Below are 14447 nucleotides of genomic sequence, written 5' to 3'. Positions count from 1 at the left end.
TCACCCCTTCCTCGGATTCCAAATCACCTTCTTCTCCCCTTTGGAAAACGCAACAAACGCCTGGAAAGAAGCAAGGTTTAACAACATGAAGTAGTACGGCAGCGCATAAAGTGTGGAAAGCGCTTGGCCGTCGTTTTCTTTCTTATGGCCAGACCATGCGAGATACAGAAAAAGTGCATAACCTGTCGCTGCCAATGCATAGAACCCTTTTTCGGGAACCAGATATATGGCCGCAAGCGCAAGGGTTACCATAGGGGCGAATGCGGCGTAGCGAAGTAGTTTGTGGGAGATAAGCTGCCAGGCGAAAATTGGGTCTCCCGCCGGATTCATAAGGTGCTTCATGTCTTTAAGCGCCCATAACGCCCGCAGGCTTACGCGCACTCGCATGCTGAATTCGCTACCGCCATCGCTCAGAGCTTCTTCCTTGAGCAGTGCCTCTGGTTCATAAACAACGCGGTAGCCCTGGTCCACCACTTTCAGAGGTTGAACAAAATCCGGTAATTGATCAGCTCTTAACGGTTGATAGAGCTCCTTTCGCATCGCATCAATCCCACCATCAACCCCAACGATGGAACCAATGCGGGTTTCCTGATCGCGCAGCCAGTTCTCATATTTCATGTAGGCGCTGCAGCCGTCCCCCACCATGGAACCGTCGGCGTGTACGTAGACCATCTTGCCCGTCACGTACCCCACCTGAGGGTCCGCAAAGTTGCGGCACAGCTTTCGGACTGCTTGGGTGTCCCAATGGGAGTTTGCGTCGGAGAACAGCAGAATATCGCCATTAGCTTTCGGTACAAGTGTATTCAGCCCTGCGGTCTTGCCTTGCCTAGGTACCTGACGGAATAGACGAATCGGTATGTCGGCGGCTGCAGCAACCTCTTCCACAATGCGATCGGTGCCGTCTTCAGATTCGTCGGATATCACCAGAACTTCCAGTTTTTCCTGCGGGTAATCCAAAGCCAGCTTGTTTCGGAGCGTGGCCTCGATATCCTTCGCCTCGTTGTAAGCAGCAATAAGAATCGACACCTTTGGTAAATAATCGTCGTTAGCAGCTATGGAGTTGGGCTTAAGCATCGCCAGAGCTTTCACCGCCAACGGGTATCCAAAATAGATGTAGAACAGCAGTGCGAACGACGCCCAGAACACAAATTCCATCATGCGGCTCCTACCGTTTGGAGAGCTTCCGATGGCTTGGTTTGGGTGTCTAGAACGCCCTGGTCTTTCAGAACGCTACTCATGGTTGTAAATCGGAAGTGCCGCAGCAATTTCGCCAATCGCTGTTCGCACACATCCAGATTGTTGTAATGCCGGAATCTGGAGAACCATTTCACATCAAGACGGGGCTGTCCTGGGTCTACCTCCCAGGGATGCAGATAAAACACGAAAGGCTTACCCTGACGATTGATAGAGCCCAGGCCGAACTTGCTGAACCAGTAGGGGAACAAACGGAAGTACCCTCCACCGGCAATCGGCAAGGTGTATCCCGGCAGCTTGAGAGTACTAAGGGGAAACTCCGCCAGCTCATAGCCTTTGTCTGTCATCAGCCGATGCGGCCATCGCGGGGTACCCGGCATGCCATAACGGTCATGGTGCACCGGAAAGATTGAGGAATCCCAGGTAAATCCCTGCTCGGCCAGAATATCCAGGGCCCACCGTGATTGGTTTGTTATGGAGTAGCTGGCTGCGCGGTAGCCGGTTACCGGTTCACCTAGGATGTCTTCCAGAATGGCTTTGGAGCGAATGGTTTCTTCCTGGAACACGTCAGGCGTCTGGTTGTAAATCAGTTGGTGGCTGTAACCATGACTGGCCACTTCATGGCCGGCGTCGGCTATGCGCTTGACCAGATTTGGTGATCGTTCGGCAACCCAGCCCAGTGTGAAAAAGGTTGCCTTTACACCGGCCGTCTCAAATAAACCGAGGATACGATCGGTGTTGGCTTCTACACGATATTCCATGCTGGACCAGTCATCATATTTAACGGCCTCTGCCAACGCAGCCACCTGGAAGTAATCTTCCACATCGATCGTCAGTGCGTTCCTGATTTGCTCTGTCATGGCCATTACCTCAAACACATCCTGTGCCGTTCACCTAAACCGGTACTCCACTCCAACCAACACCCAGTTCTCGTCGTACTCCCGGGTAGGTACATCACTTACTTTTCTTTCGTGCCCGACTTTCGCCACCAGGTTGAAGTCCCGGGTTGCCTGGTACTCGGTACCGGCTTCCAGCCTGAGTGTGCGGTCATCTGCCTGGTCGCTCTGGAACTTGGTGTAGTCATAGCCGATGCCGGCGTAACCACTGGCCAATTCCGTCAGAGGCCTTGAATAGCGCGCGTTAAGCCCGGACTTGTCCTCACGTTCCGGTGACTCCAGATAATCCGCCTGGCTGGCATACACATCAACAGTCAGGGATGACCGGTCTGAATAGCGCTGGTTAATACCGGTAGAGAGCGTGGTAGTTTCAACCGAGATGCTGTCACGCAGGTTGAACTCGAACTCACCAAACCGGATGTCAAAGCTGGAGGTGCGGTCGGTTAGCTCCCGGGCACCGCGCAGGTACCAATCCAGGCTTGGGGTAATGGTGCGTGTGAGGTCCAGCTCGCCGATCAGGCCGTCGCTGCTTTGGGTGGTTGAACCAAAGCGGGTTTCTATTTCGCTCACCCCAATGGCACCAGACAATCTTGTGGTCGCCCATACGTTGGAAAACGTCAGTCTGGCGCTCTTTACATCAACCTCTGCATCGGTGTCGTACTCGGTACGGCTGTATGAGGTGCTCACACCTGCAGTCAGTGTCTGGCTTACGATGTGGTTCCACGCCACAGAGCCGATGTAGCGTTCGCTGTCCGATTCTTCCGGCTCACTGAACTCGACGTTTTCATATCGGGCCGACAAGTTCAGCCAGTTGGTATCGTTCACGCGCAAAAGGTAACGGGGGCCGGTGCTGAATACGTTTTTGCGAGTTCGGTTGTCAGGGGTGTTGCTCTGGGTTGCGTCCTGGTTCACTTCACGCAGGTTGTTGCTGACATCCCAGTAAAAACGGTTCGCCAGTTCGCAATCACCGGTGAAGTCCATCTCACCAAAGGCTTCGTCATCAAAGGAGTTATCGTGCCACAGGGAGTAACCCAGGGTACCGGTAAAGTCTGCATTACAACGGCCGGGGTCAGTGCGATAGCCAGCTCTGATGTAGGCCCGGGTTTCCATATCACTGATTTCGCCGCTACTGGCTTTGCGGGCATTGTCGGTGAAGCGGGTGTCCAGGCCCCCGGTAATCTCAGAGTTACCTTGGGCGGTGGTTGCAGCACCGGAACATACCAGCAAAAACCCGATCGCCAGTATTCTGCTGTGGGGCATCCCTGCGCCCTGCTTGCTATCCATTGATCACCGCTCCCACAAATTTATCCGGGTTGAAAGCCGTGGCAGCATGCTCAGCGGTAGTTGCTGTGATCTTGCCGTGAGGAACCACCAGCATGGCGTAGTCACACAATTCGGTAAGAATCCTAGCGTCAGGTGATTCGGAAATGGGCGCAGTATCCAAAACAATGAAGCGATCTGGGTAGCGGCGGCGAACGGCTTGTAGGAACTGCTTCATTCGGAACGATGTAAAGAATTCCGACGGCGTTTCACGGCGGCTGCCAGCCGGGATCAGTCTCAGCCTCGGGATACCCGTTGGGTAAAGGATTCTGGCGATGTCATAGTCTGGGTCATCCAGGAAGTCGGTCAGGCCCGTTTCTGGCAACACATCAAGCGTGGTGTGCAGGGACGGCTCCCGAAGGTTGCAGTCAATGATCAGCGCGGTTTTCGCCTGGTCAAAGGCAAAGGCTGCGGCCAGGTTGAGCGCTACGAAGGATGACCCAGCCCCTGAAGAGGCACCGCTCACCACGAGGGTGAAATTGTTGCCGCCGGAAAGCTCCAGAAGCTTGGTCCGCAGATCCCGAAACCGGTTAACGAGGGTCCGGTTGCGGGATTCAGGATAGATAATGCGACGTTCATCCAGGTCATCAGGTGTCAGCCGTCTGGGCTCCTGCATCCGCACGATCTGCTTGCTGATGACGTATTTGTCGACAGCGCCCGGCCCCAGCTCAAGGGAGCTGGGTACCAGCATTCTCGAGTCGTCTTCGTCAAAGTGTCCGAGTTCTTGCTTGAGACGTTCTTTGCGCTTCAACCAGAAAGACTGCTCATCCGCACTGCGAGCGCCTTGCTCCTCTGATTGTCCAGAGCGTTGCTCTGTTGGATCCAGTTCGGGCTGATCATTTCGTTGTTCTGGCATCAGATCACTCCCAGTTGGGCGAGCACAACGATGGTGATATACACCGCTGCAGTTAACACGACAAAAATACCGACCATCATGGTGACCCGCCGGTCCCGGCGCTTCTCAAAGGGGGTGCGCACTTCCGGTATTTCGATCAGGACCGGTAAACCGATGCCGTCTTCAAGCTGCTTACGGGCACGAATTCTAGGGTCAACCTGGAGCAATCCAGCAACCGCCCCGAAAGGTGCTGCCAATCCAAGGAAAAGCCCCGCCATGGCGAACATGGAAAACTGAGGGCCAGAAGGCGTTCTGGGGAACTGTGCGGCTTCGTTGATTCGGTAATTCAGGCCCTGCCCTTCTATATCAAGATGCATGGACACCCGCGCTTTTTCCCTGCGCTTGAGCAGGTCGTCATAGATTTCGCGGTTTACTTCCATGTCTCGGGTCAGCTCAGAATATTGAGCTTTATTTGCCTGTATGCGCTCCATACGCTGTGTCTGCTGTTCCATAAGGCGCTGTAACGAGTTGATACGGGTATCAATGGTCGCCATGTCAGCCCGGGTTTTGGAGAGTGCAGCGCTGAGTTCCTGGTAAAGCGGGTTCACTGCCTCTTCGCCATCAAGGGAGGTGGTGCCGCCTTGTTGTGCCGCAGCCAGATCCCGTTGGCGTTTGAGCTCGGCCAGCTGTTCCTGGGTGATAACGATGTCCGGATAGGTGTCGTGGTATTGCAGCCTCAAGGCATCCAATCGCTCTTCCAGTGTCCGAATCCGCTCACGAAACGCATCCTCGGTTCTGCCCTGGCGAATGGTCGGCCGGATGTTGTTGAGTTGTCCCTGCAAGGACCCAATGCGTGTTCTAAGCTCTTCCTTCTCGAGCTGAGCCAACTCCAACTGGTTGCGCAGCTGGGCCATTCTGGAGTTTGCCTCTTGCTCGGTGCCGTCTGTGTTCTCGGAGAGAAATTGTTTTAGGCGGTTTTCGGCGTGGGTCAGTTGTTGCTCGTAACTTTTCACCTGCTTGTCGATGAAGTCATAGGCGTTGCGGCTTTCTGACCGCTTCCGGTCTTTGGTTTCTTCTATGAACACCTGGCCAAGCTTTTGGGCTACACGGAAGGCTTCCATTTGGGAAGTCGAAGAAAAGCCAATGCTGAAGTAGCTATCGCCCCGGGGGCGCACCGATAGCCCACTTCGGATTTTAGCGATGCGCCCTTCCAAAGCATCCGGGTCCATAGAAGCGTTGCGGTAGATCTCCGGGTCTGAAGCCACCCGCTCAATTAAGGTTCGGCTCATCAGAAGCTCTCGGGCCGCCGATGTTCGATCATTTATCTTGGTTGTAACCGCACGCCCTTCCATCAAAGGCGCAATAATATTCCGGTCATCCACGAAGATAATGGTGCCTGCCTGGTACTTATAAGGCCATATGAACCCGGCACCCAGCACCGCAAAACTGACAACCACAAACAACAAGAACGCCAGGCCCTTGCGCTGGCGCACTTCGCGAATAATCTCTTGCGGTAACTGCGATAACGGTAATGCCATAACTACACTCGATTCGAGACCAATGGTTCAGGCAACGTCTGTCAGAAACTGCGTTCCGGGATGGTCAGGATGTCGCCCGGGCGCATGGAATAATTGGTTTCAACCTGGCCCTTGCTCAGGATGTCATCCAGCTTTACAGGGATGGCAACTACCTCGTTACCCACCTTGCGGTACAGCATGGACCTGTTGAGGGCAGCAAACTCGTTGGCACCGCCAGCATTTAGAAACATGTCCAGCACCGTCATGCCACTGCGATGGGGAATAGACACAGGCTGGCGCACAGCACCGGTCACACGCACCCGGTCAGTGAACTCATGGCTGCCCATGGAGGTCACCACCACGCTTACCTGCGGTTCGCGTATGTACTCGGCCAGGGATGCCCGGATTGAGCCGGCAAGTTCTTCAGGCGTTCTGCCACTGGCCTGAACATCGCCAACCAGCGGTACGGATATCTTGCCGTCCGGGCGTACCGGCACGGAGATGCTCAAGTCCTCGTTGCGCCACACAGATACCCGGACAACGTCTGTCGCACCGAGTACGTACTGGTCCACACTGTCGCGGGTATCCAGTGCAAGTGCTCGCTGAATCTTGTCAGGAGAAGATGCGGACGGCCCTGCACAACCTGTTGCCAAAGCTACCGCCATGAAGGACACAAACAGCCCTTGGGTGAGATACTTCCGTGACATCGTATACCCTCTCTTGTGAGGTCCGTGCTGCATTCCATGTTTCGGGAACAGCTTACTCCCGAAACTACCTTGATCCTTTTTTGAACAATACCACTTCTACTGTCTGAATTATAACCAACAGATCAAGAAGCAAACTCTGATTCTTGATGTAATAAAGGTCGTAACGAAGCTTTTCCCGGGTGTCTTCTTCGTTGTCTGCGTAGGCAAAGCATAGCTGTGCCCAGCCAGTCAGGCCCGGCTTTACCCGGTGGCGTTCCGAATAAAACGGAATCTTCTCTGCTAACTGCGCCACGAATACCGGGCGTTCCGGCCTTGGCCCTACAAACGCCATGGTGCCGTTAAGAACGTTAAAGATTTGTGGTAGCTCATCAATTCTGACTTTCCGGATAAACTCGCCAACCCGAGTTACCCGGGTATCGTTCTTTTTTGCCCAGACGGCTCCGTCCTTTTCGGCATCGGTGATCATCGAACGGAACTTATGAACTTTGAAGACTTTGTTATTCAGCCCTACCCGCTCCTGGCTATAGATCACCGGCGCTTTGAAGCCATCTTCCAGTTTGATGGCAAGTGCGGTGAGGATCATGATGGGAAACGTCGCCAGCAGCAGTGTGCCTGCGGCGAGAATATCGAGCGTTCGCTTGCCAGCACCGTAGACAGATGACACGGAGAAACCATCCGAGAACACCAGCCAACCGTGGCTGATCATTTCCAGGGCCACTTTCCGCGATTCCCGCTCATAGAAATTGGCACCGTCAATAATACTGACACCTTCCATTTTGCATTCCAGAAGGTCTTCCATCGGCAAGCCGCGCCGGCGGTCATCTACAGCTACCACGATCTCCCGAACGGGATGGCGCAATACGTAGTCGTGTAATGATGTGGGCAGGTTGATCAGGTGCTGATCACCCACTTCGATGGGTTCGTCCGGAAGTGGGACAAAGCCATCAAGCGTGAACCCCTTGCGGTTGAATGGGGTGGTGAGATCTTCCAGCAGTTGCCTGGCCCGGTGCCCTGCGCCAAGCACCAACACACGGCGTTTGAATGCCTCTTTGCCAACCAGGGCAAAAAACAGGACGCGCACTATGCCTAACGAAAAAATGGCCAAGACCGTGGCGGAGGTAAGCAGGCCGAAGCTGCCCAGATACCAAAGCCAATCATCGGCAATGAAGTAAGCGAAACCGTGAACCGGTATGGCGAGAATCATGGCCATGATGGTTCTTAGCATCATGCCGGACATGCCCTCTTCCACCCGCGACTGATGCACACCCAAGGCAATCATAACCAGCAGGTTAAACAGGGCAAACGTAATGATGGAGGGAAAGACAAAATACAGGTGCTCAAGGAAGAAACCGACTTCACCAAAAAAGCGGAAGAACACCGCCAAACCAAAGGCAAAGCCCATCACGACCAGATCAATCAGGCCAAGGATGACGAAAGGTAAGTGAATATAGTGTCTGAACAACCTGACGTGGGCCACGTCGACTCCTTGTGCGGTTCACACTGCACTGTACTGCCAGCATCCTTTGCTACACACCGTAACAAACCGTAACAGAATTGTACTTCAATCTCCTGAAACTTCAATGAGTCCTTTAAAAACAAAGATCGGAATCTCACAGATGAGATCCCGATCATACGTTTGACCCAAAGGTTTACTTGTTACGGCGACGAACACCCAACAAGCCAGCCAGGCCCAAACCCAGCAAACCAAGCGTACCCGGCTCAGGAACACTCGCCACAGGCTCGTCAGGAATGTCGACGTTGTCGAGGGTTTCACCCATCACATAGGAGTAGCTCAGCTTGACCAGGTCACCCTGGAACAGGTTGCCAATGTTGAACGCCAGGCCGATAACGTTATCGCCATTGCCGTCGTTCTGGCCCGCCAGGTAGGCATCCGGGTCGTTGCTCCAGGAAGAGGTAATACCGGTGTTATGCTCGATCGAAGAGTTTGTGTACAAGCCAAGGGTCAGGCCGGTCTGGGCGCCCTGGGAGTTTACAAAGTCTTCCTCGGCAATGCCCGCGCCGCCTCGGGTGTTGATGGTGTCGAAGCTGCCATAAGTGTTTACGTCAGGATCTGGATCAATCGCCCGCAGGAATTTCAGGCCGGTCAGGTCAGTCAGAGCTTCGATGGACGTCAGGATATCAATGCGCTCGTAATTGTCATTGAAGATGTATTCGTGGGTGATATTGAACATCCCACCGTAGGTTCCACTCCAAAGCACGTGGTTATCGAAGGCGGAACCGCCGCTGATGTCCGTCAGGGAGATGGAACCAATGTTGCTTGGCCACTCATTGTTGTTGTGAACGTTGCCGAACTGATCGGCCTTCACACCAAACATTTCCCAGGGACTGCCAGGAGTCAGATAGTCCTCTGCGCCCCAGCTGCGTGTGCCGCTTGGATCGTGCAGCAAGCCAGGGGAGGTCGTTCCGCCGTAACCCAGTGTGCCGTTGTCGCTGATGGCGGTACGAACATAATCACCTTCCATGATGATAGGTGCTGCCAATGACGTTGCTGAGAAAGCAAGTGTCAGCGCCGCGCAACCTGCCAGCAGTGCCGGCTTTTTGAATGATTCAGGAATACGATTCACTGTCTAATCTCCCTTTAGATAAAAATCCGCGTTGTTGGTCGGCGTTTATAACTACCGGCCAAGCGGTCCGTTCAGCAATAAACTGTCCAGTTTCACGTCAGGCTTTAAATATCAGGGAGATAGAGGAACTTCAGAAGGGAAAAACCGGAGGTGTATCCGGAATGTGTAAAATCCTTCAACACCTCACAGGTCTGACTGTAACGAATCAGAAACAGTCGCCGGGCACCCTCACCCAGCCTTCCATGATAATCCGCGCGCTACGGCTCATGATGGCTTTGGTGGCGGTCCACTGGCCGTTTACTTCTCTGGCCTCAGCACCCACACCCAGGGTTCCGGAGGGGTGACCAAAGGTAACTTCAGTGCGATCTCCGCCGCCGGCCGCCAGGTTCACCAGGGTTCCGGGAATGGCGGAAGCGGTGGCAATGGCCACGGCAGCGGTGCCCATCATGGCGTGGTGCAGCTTCCCCATGGACAACGCGCGGACCAGTACATCGATGTCTGCCGCGTTGATCTGCTTGCCACTGGACGAGACGTAATCCACTGGTTTGGCTACAAACGCCACTTTTGGCGTGTGCTGGCGGTTGGCGGCTTCGGCGATGTCTTTGATCAGCCCCATCTTTACCGCGCCATGGGCACGAATGGTCTCAAACATCGCCAGTGCTTTGGGGTCGCTGTTGATGTCGTTCTGCAGCTCGGTGCCTTTGTAGCCGATGTCTTCCGCGTTCACAAAGATAGTCGGGATACCGGCGTTGATCATGGTGGCTTTCAGGGTGCCAACGCCCGGTACTTCCAGGTCGTCCACCAGGTTGCCTGTGGGGAACATGGCACCTTCCCCATCGGCCGGGTCCATGAACTCGATTTTCACTTCTGCGGCCGGAAAGGTTACGCCATCCAGTTCGAAATCGCCGGTTTCCTGCACTTCACCGTTGGTGATAGGTACATGGGCCACGATGGTTTTCTGGATGTTGGCCTGCCAGATACGCACGGTACAGATACCGTTGTCTGGAATGCGGTCTTTGGCGACAAAGCCGCCATTGATGGCGAAGGCGCCCACCGCAGCGGTCAGGTTGCCGCAGTTGCCGCTCCAGTCCACGAACGGTTTGTCGATGGAGACCTGGCCGAACAGGTAGTCCACATCGTGGTCCGGCTGGGTGGGCGCCGCCAGGATCACCGTTTTACTGGTACTGGAGGTGGCGTTGCCCAGGCCGTCGATCTGCTTCTCGTAGGGATCAGGGCTGCCGATGACTCGCAGCAGCAGCTTGTCCCGTGCTTCGCCGGGCACCTGGCAGGGCTCCGGCAGGTCTTGCAGGCGGAAAAACACGCCTTTACTGGTGCCGCCACGCATGTAGGTGGCGGGGACTTTGATTTGTGGGGGGAAGCTCATGGTGTGCCTCGGGTTTGGAGTCTGGTTCTAAAGTGGGGTCTGACCCCGTACGGGGTCAGACCCCTAAAATCAGCGCTCGGGGTCAGACTATTTCCCTCGCCGCCTGGTTACGCAGCACCTTCAGAAGCGAGGAAATCCTGCGCGAAGCGCTGCAGTACACCACCTGCGGTGTACACGGTGACTTCTTCTGCTGTATCCAAACGGCAGATCACCGGAACACGGTCCACTTCGCCGCTCTTGCGGTGAATCACCAGTTCCAGCCTGGCACCCGGTGCAGCCTTGCCTTCTACATCATAGGTTTCGGTGCCGTCCAGCTGCAGGGTGTGGCGGGTGGTGCCTTCCTCGAACTGCAGGGGCATAACGCCCATGCCGATCAGGTTGGTGCGGTGAATGCGCTCGAAGCCTTCGGCCACAATCGCTTCCACGCCCGCCAGGGCAACGCCCTTGGCCGCCCAGTCACGGGACGAGCCCTGGCCGTAGTCGGCCCCGGCCACGATGATCAGCGGCTGCTTACGCTCCATGTAGGTTTCAATGGCTTCCCACATGCGCATGGTTTTGCCTTCCGGCTCTACCCGGGCCAGCGAGCCCTGAACCACTTCGCCGTTCTCGTCCCGGACCATTTCGTTGAACAGTTTCGGGTTGGCCAGAGTGGCACGCTGGGCGGTCAGGTGATCACCACGGTGGGTTGCGTAGGAGTTAAAATCTTCCTCCGGCAGCCCCATCTTGTGAAGGTATTCACCTGCGGCGGAGTCCATCATGATGGCGTTGGACGGCGACAGGTGGTCGGTGGTGATGTTGTCCGGCAGGATGGCCAGCGGGCGCATGCCCTTGAGTTCACGCTCAGCGGCCATGGTGCCTTCCCAGTATGGCGGGCGGCGGATGTAGGTGGACTGCGGGCGCCACTCGTAAAGGGGGCTCTTGGCCTGCTCGGCAGCATCCAGATTGAACATCGGAATGTACACCTGCTTGAACTGCTCCGGTTTCACGAATTCGCCAACGATGCGGTCGATTTCTTCATCAGACGGCCACAGATCTTTCAGGGTGACCGGCTTGCCATCCTTGTCGTAGCCCAGGGCATCCCGCTCGATATCAAAACGCACGGTACCGGCGATGGCGTAGGCCACAACCAGTGGCGGCGACGCCAGGAACGCCTGTTTGGCGTAGGGGTGAATCCGGCCGTCGAAGTTACGGTTGCCAGACAGCACTGCGGTGGAGTACAGGTCCCGGTCGATAATTTCCTGCTGAATTTTCGGATCCAGGGCACCAGACATACCATTACAAGTGGTGCAGGCGTAGGCCACGATACCGAAGCCCAGCTTTTCCAGTTCCGGCAGCAGGCCCGCTTCTTCCAGGTAAAGGCGGGCAACCTTGGAGCCCGGCGCGAAGGAAGATTTCACCCACGGCTTACGCACCAGCCCCAGCTCGTTGGCTTTCTTGGCCAACAGGCCGGCCGCCACAACGTTGCGCGGGTTGGAAGTGTTGGTGCAGGAGGTAATGGCTGCGATGATCACTGCGCCATCGGGCATCAGGCCCTTTTTCTCTTCTTCCAGGGCCTTGTCCAGGTTAACGGCAATGCCGCGGTCGTGCAGGTCAGACGTGGCAACACGGCGATGCGGGTTGGACGGGCCAGCCACGTTTCGCACCACGGTAGACAGATCAAACTCCAGCACGCGCTCGTACTGGGCTTCGGTCATTTCCGTTGCCCACAGGCCTGTCTCCTTAGCGTATTTCTCCACCAGTTCCACCTGCTCCGGCTCACGGCCGGTGAGTTTCAGGTAGTCGATGGTCTGCTCGTCGATGTAGAACATCGCGGCGGTGGCGCCGTATTCCGGAGTCATGTTGGAAATGGTGGCACGGTCACCGATGGTGAGGCTGGACGCACCTTCCCCGAAGAATTCCAGATAGGCGCCAACCACGCGCTCCTTACGCAGGAATTCGGTAATGGCCAGCACGATATCGGTGGCAGTGATGCCCGGCTGGCGCTTGCCAGTCAGCTTCACACCCACGATATCCGGCAGGCGCATCATGGACGGACGGCCCAGCATCACGGTTTCCGCTTCCAGGCCACCCACACCTACCGCAATAACACCCAGGGCGTCGATGTGCGGGGTATGGCTATCGGTGCCCACGCAGGTGTCCGGGAAGGCAATCGGATGACCGTCTTCGTCCGGGCGGTTCTGGATCACCGGAGACATTTTCTCCAGGTTGATCTGGTGCATGATGCCGTTACCGGCTGGAATCACGTCTACGTTCTTGAACGCGGTGCGGGTCCAGTTGATGAAGTGGAAACGGTCTTCATTGCGGCGGTCTTCGATGGCGCGGTTCTTTTCAAACGCGTCCGGGTCAAAGCCGGGAGCCTCAACGGCCAGGGAGTGATCCACGATCAACTGGGTTTGTACCACCGGGTTCACTTTGGCGGGGTCTCCGCCCTTCTCTGCGATGGCGTCACGCAGGCCAGCCAGGTCCACCAGGGCGGTCTGGCCCAGGATGTCGTGGCACACAACCCGCGCCGGGTACCAGGGGAAGTCCAGGTCGCGACGGCGTTCAATCAGCTGCTTCAGGGAATCGGTAAGGGATTCCTTGTCGCAGCGGCGAACCAGCTGCTCAGCCAGGATCTTGGAGGTGTACGGCAGCTTGGCGTAGGCGCCGGGCTGGATAGCCTCCACCGCCTGGCGGGTGTCGTAGTATTCCAGGTCGGTGCCTGGAAGGGGTTTTCTGAATTCGGTGTTCATAATAATCAGCTCCGCTTTTCAATCGGCAACCAATCCTGATGCTCAGGACCAGTGTAGTCCGCGCTCGGGCGGATGATGCGGTTGTTGGCGCGTTGTTCTTTCACGTGGGCGGTCCAGCCGGATACCCGGGACATCACGAAGATGGGTGTGAACAGTTCGGTGGGGATGCCCATGAAGTGATAAGCAGATGCATGGAAGAAGTCGGCGTTGCAGAACAGTTTCTTCTCGCGCCACATGACTTCTTCACAACGCACAGAAACCGGGTACAGCACGGTGTCGCCTACTTCTTTCGCCAGTTTCTCGGACCATTGCTTGATGATGGCGTTGCGCGGGTCGGACTCTTTGTAAATGGCGTGTCCGAAGCCCATGATTTTCTCTTTGCGTTCCAGCATGCCCATCAGGCCGGCTTCGGCCTCTTCCGGCGTCTGGAAACGCTGGATCAGTTCCATGGCCGCTTCGTTGGCACCGCCGTGCAGCGGGCCACGCAGGGAGCCGATGGCGCCGGTTACGCAGCTGTGGATGTCAGAGAGCGTGGAGGCACAGACGCGGGCGGTAAAGGTGGAGGCGTTGAACTCATGCTCCGCATACAGAATCAGGGAAACGTTCATCACCCGCTCGTGCAGCTCGCTGGGTTTCTTGCCATGCAGCAGTTCCAGGAACAGGCCACCGATGGAATCGCATTCGCTGTTGGCGGTGTCGATGCGCACGCCTTCGTGGGCGAAGCGGTACCAGTACGTGATAATCGCCGGGAAGGTGGCCAGCATGCGGTCAATTTTGTCGTCCTGCTCGCTGAAGTCTTTTTCGGTTTCCAGGTTACCCAGCATGGAGCAGCCGGTACGCATTACGTCCATGGGGTGAGCGTCTTTGGGGATTTGCTCGAGCACCAGTTTCAGGGCGTCTGGCAGGTTGCGCAGGCTTTTGAGCTTGGCTTTGTAGGCGTCCAGCTCGGCCTGGTTTGGCAGTTTGCCGCGCAGCAGCAGGTAGGCCACTTCTTCGAACTGGGCGTTGGCGGCGAGATCGGTCACGTCGTAGCCGCGGTAGGTCAGGCCGGTGCCGGTTTTGCCGACGGTACACAGCGCGGTTTCGCCAGCTACCTGGCCTCGCAGGCCTGCGCCACTAAGTTTCTTTGCTTCAGCCATGTTGGTCTCCCGTTGTTTCTGATTTTTCTGTTAATGAGTCTGACCCCACCGGGTCTGTCCCCGAACGGGGACTGACCCACTTTTACCTCGGTCATTCTCCGGAGTCAGCTGTTCCAAAATGGGGTCAGTCCCCATGCG

Annotated in this window: 11 protein-coding genes; all 11 read right to left on the bottom strand. The window is 56.1% G+C overall.

Annotated features, from left to right (window positions below; genetic code table 11):
* Complete coding sequence (locus C7H10_RS15940; RefSeq protein WP_106695628.1) at positions 1-1158, bottom strand: glycosyltransferase family 2 protein; 1158 nt, start codon at positions 1156-1158, stop codon at positions 1-3.
* Complete coding sequence (locus tag C7H10_RS15935; RefSeq protein ID WP_106696028.1) at positions 1155-2054, bottom strand: XrtA system polysaccharide deacetylase; 900 nt, start codon at positions 2052-2054, stop codon at positions 1155-1157. Before C7H10_RS15935 ends, C7H10_RS15940 begins: the two co-directional genes overlap by 4 nt.
* A 30-nt stretch (positions 2055-2084) precedes the next feature.
* On the bottom strand, positions 2085-3374 hold the full coding sequence (locus C7H10_RS15930) for an outer membrane beta-barrel protein (RefSeq protein WP_244178308.1): 1290 nt from the start codon (positions 3372-3374) through the stop codon (positions 2085-2087).
* On the bottom strand, positions 3367-4266 hold the full coding sequence (locus C7H10_RS15925; RefSeq protein ID WP_244178307.1) for a P-loop NTPase family protein: 900 nt from the start codon (positions 4264-4266) through the stop codon (positions 3367-3369). The genes C7H10_RS15930 and C7H10_RS15925 overlap by 8 nt, the downstream gene beginning before the upstream one ends.
* The gene (locus C7H10_RS15920; RefSeq protein ID WP_106695627.1) at positions 4266-5783 is read right to left on the bottom strand and encodes an XrtA system polysaccharide chain length determinant; all 1518 of its coding nucleotides are present in this window, start codon (positions 5781-5783) and stop codon (positions 4266-4268) included. Before C7H10_RS15920 ends, C7H10_RS15925 begins: the two co-directional genes overlap by 1 nt.
* Positions 5784-5824: 41 nt before the next feature.
* Entirely contained in the window at positions 5825-6469 is a 645-nt protein-coding gene (locus tag C7H10_RS15915) for an XrtA/PEP-CTERM system exopolysaccharide export protein (protein WP_106695626.1), read from the bottom strand.
* Positions 6470-6533: 64 nt separating this feature from the next.
* On the bottom strand, positions 6534-7946 hold the full coding sequence (locus C7H10_RS15910) for a TIGR03013 family XrtA/PEP-CTERM system glycosyltransferase (protein ID WP_061331062.1): 1413 nt from the start codon (positions 7944-7946) through the stop codon (positions 6534-6536).
* Between the two features lie 172 nt (positions 7947-8118).
* On the bottom strand, positions 8119-9054 hold the full coding sequence (locus tag C7H10_RS19380; protein ID WP_106695625.1) for a PEP-CTERM sorting domain-containing protein: 936 nt from the start codon (positions 9052-9054) through the stop codon (positions 8119-8121).
* A gap of 205 nt (positions 9055-9259) precedes the next feature.
* The gene (gene prpF, locus C7H10_RS15900) at positions 9260-10438 is read right to left on the bottom strand and encodes a 2-methylaconitate cis-trans isomerase PrpF (protein ID WP_106695624.1); all 1179 of its coding nucleotides are present in this window, start codon (positions 10436-10438) and stop codon (positions 9260-9262) included.
* A 107-nt stretch (positions 10439-10545) separates the two neighbouring features.
* Positions 10546-13170 (bottom strand): Fe/S-dependent 2-methylisocitrate dehydratase AcnD, encoded by a 2625-nt coding sequence (gene acnD / locus C7H10_RS15895; protein ID WP_106695623.1) that lies wholly within the window; start codon positions 13168-13170, stop codon positions 10546-10548.
* A gap of 5 nt (positions 13171-13175) precedes the next feature.
* Positions 13176-14309, bottom strand: a complete 1134-nt coding sequence (prpC, locus tag C7H10_RS15890; protein ID WP_106695622.1) for a bifunctional 2-methylcitrate synthase/citrate synthase — start codon at positions 14307-14309, stop codon at positions 13176-13178.
* Between the last annotated feature and the right edge of the window lie 138 nt (positions 14310-14447).

This window comes from Marinobacter shengliensis, assembly GCF_003007715.1.
GTDB lineage: Bacteria > Pseudomonadota > Gammaproteobacteria > Pseudomonadales > Oleiphilaceae > Marinobacter > Marinobacter shengliensis.
Note: the sequence above shows the minus strand (reverse complement) of the source record. Positions and strands in the feature narration are given on the sequence as shown.

Excerpts from the sequence above, each read along its gene's own strand:
- C7H10_RS15940 (WP_106695628.1), bottom strand. The coding sequence starts at position 1,158 with ATGATGGAATTTGTGTTCTGGGCGTCGTTCGCACTGCTGTTCTACATC.
- C7H10_RS15935 (WP_106696028.1), bottom strand. The coding sequence starts at position 2,054 with ATGACAGAGCAAATCAGGAACGCACTGACGATCGATGTGGAAGATTAC.
- C7H10_RS15930 (WP_244178308.1), bottom strand. The coding sequence starts at position 3,374 with ATGGATAGCAAGCAGGGCGCAGGGATGCCCCACAGCAGAATACTGGCG.
- C7H10_RS15925 (WP_244178307.1), bottom strand. The coding sequence starts at position 4,266 with ATGCCAGAACAACGAAATGATCAGCCCGAACTGGATCCAACAGAGCAA.
- C7H10_RS15920 (WP_106695627.1), bottom strand. The coding sequence starts at position 5,783 with ATGGCATTACCGTTATCGCAGTTACCGCAAGAGATTATTCGCGAAGTG.
- C7H10_RS15915 (WP_106695626.1), bottom strand. The coding sequence starts at position 6,469 with ATGTCACGGAAGTATCTCACCCAAGGGCTGTTTGTGTCCTTCATGGCG.
- prpF (WP_106695624.1), bottom strand. The coding sequence starts at position 10,438 with ATGAGCTTCCCCCCACAAATCAAAGTCCCCGCCACCTACATGCGTGGC.
- acnD (WP_106695623.1), bottom strand. The coding sequence starts at position 13,170 with ATGAACACCGAATTCAGAAAACCCCTTCCAGGCACCGACCTGGAATAC.
- prpC (WP_106695622.1), bottom strand. The coding sequence starts at position 14,309 with ATGGCTGAAGCAAAGAAACTTAGTGGCGCAGGCCTGCGAGGCCAGGTA.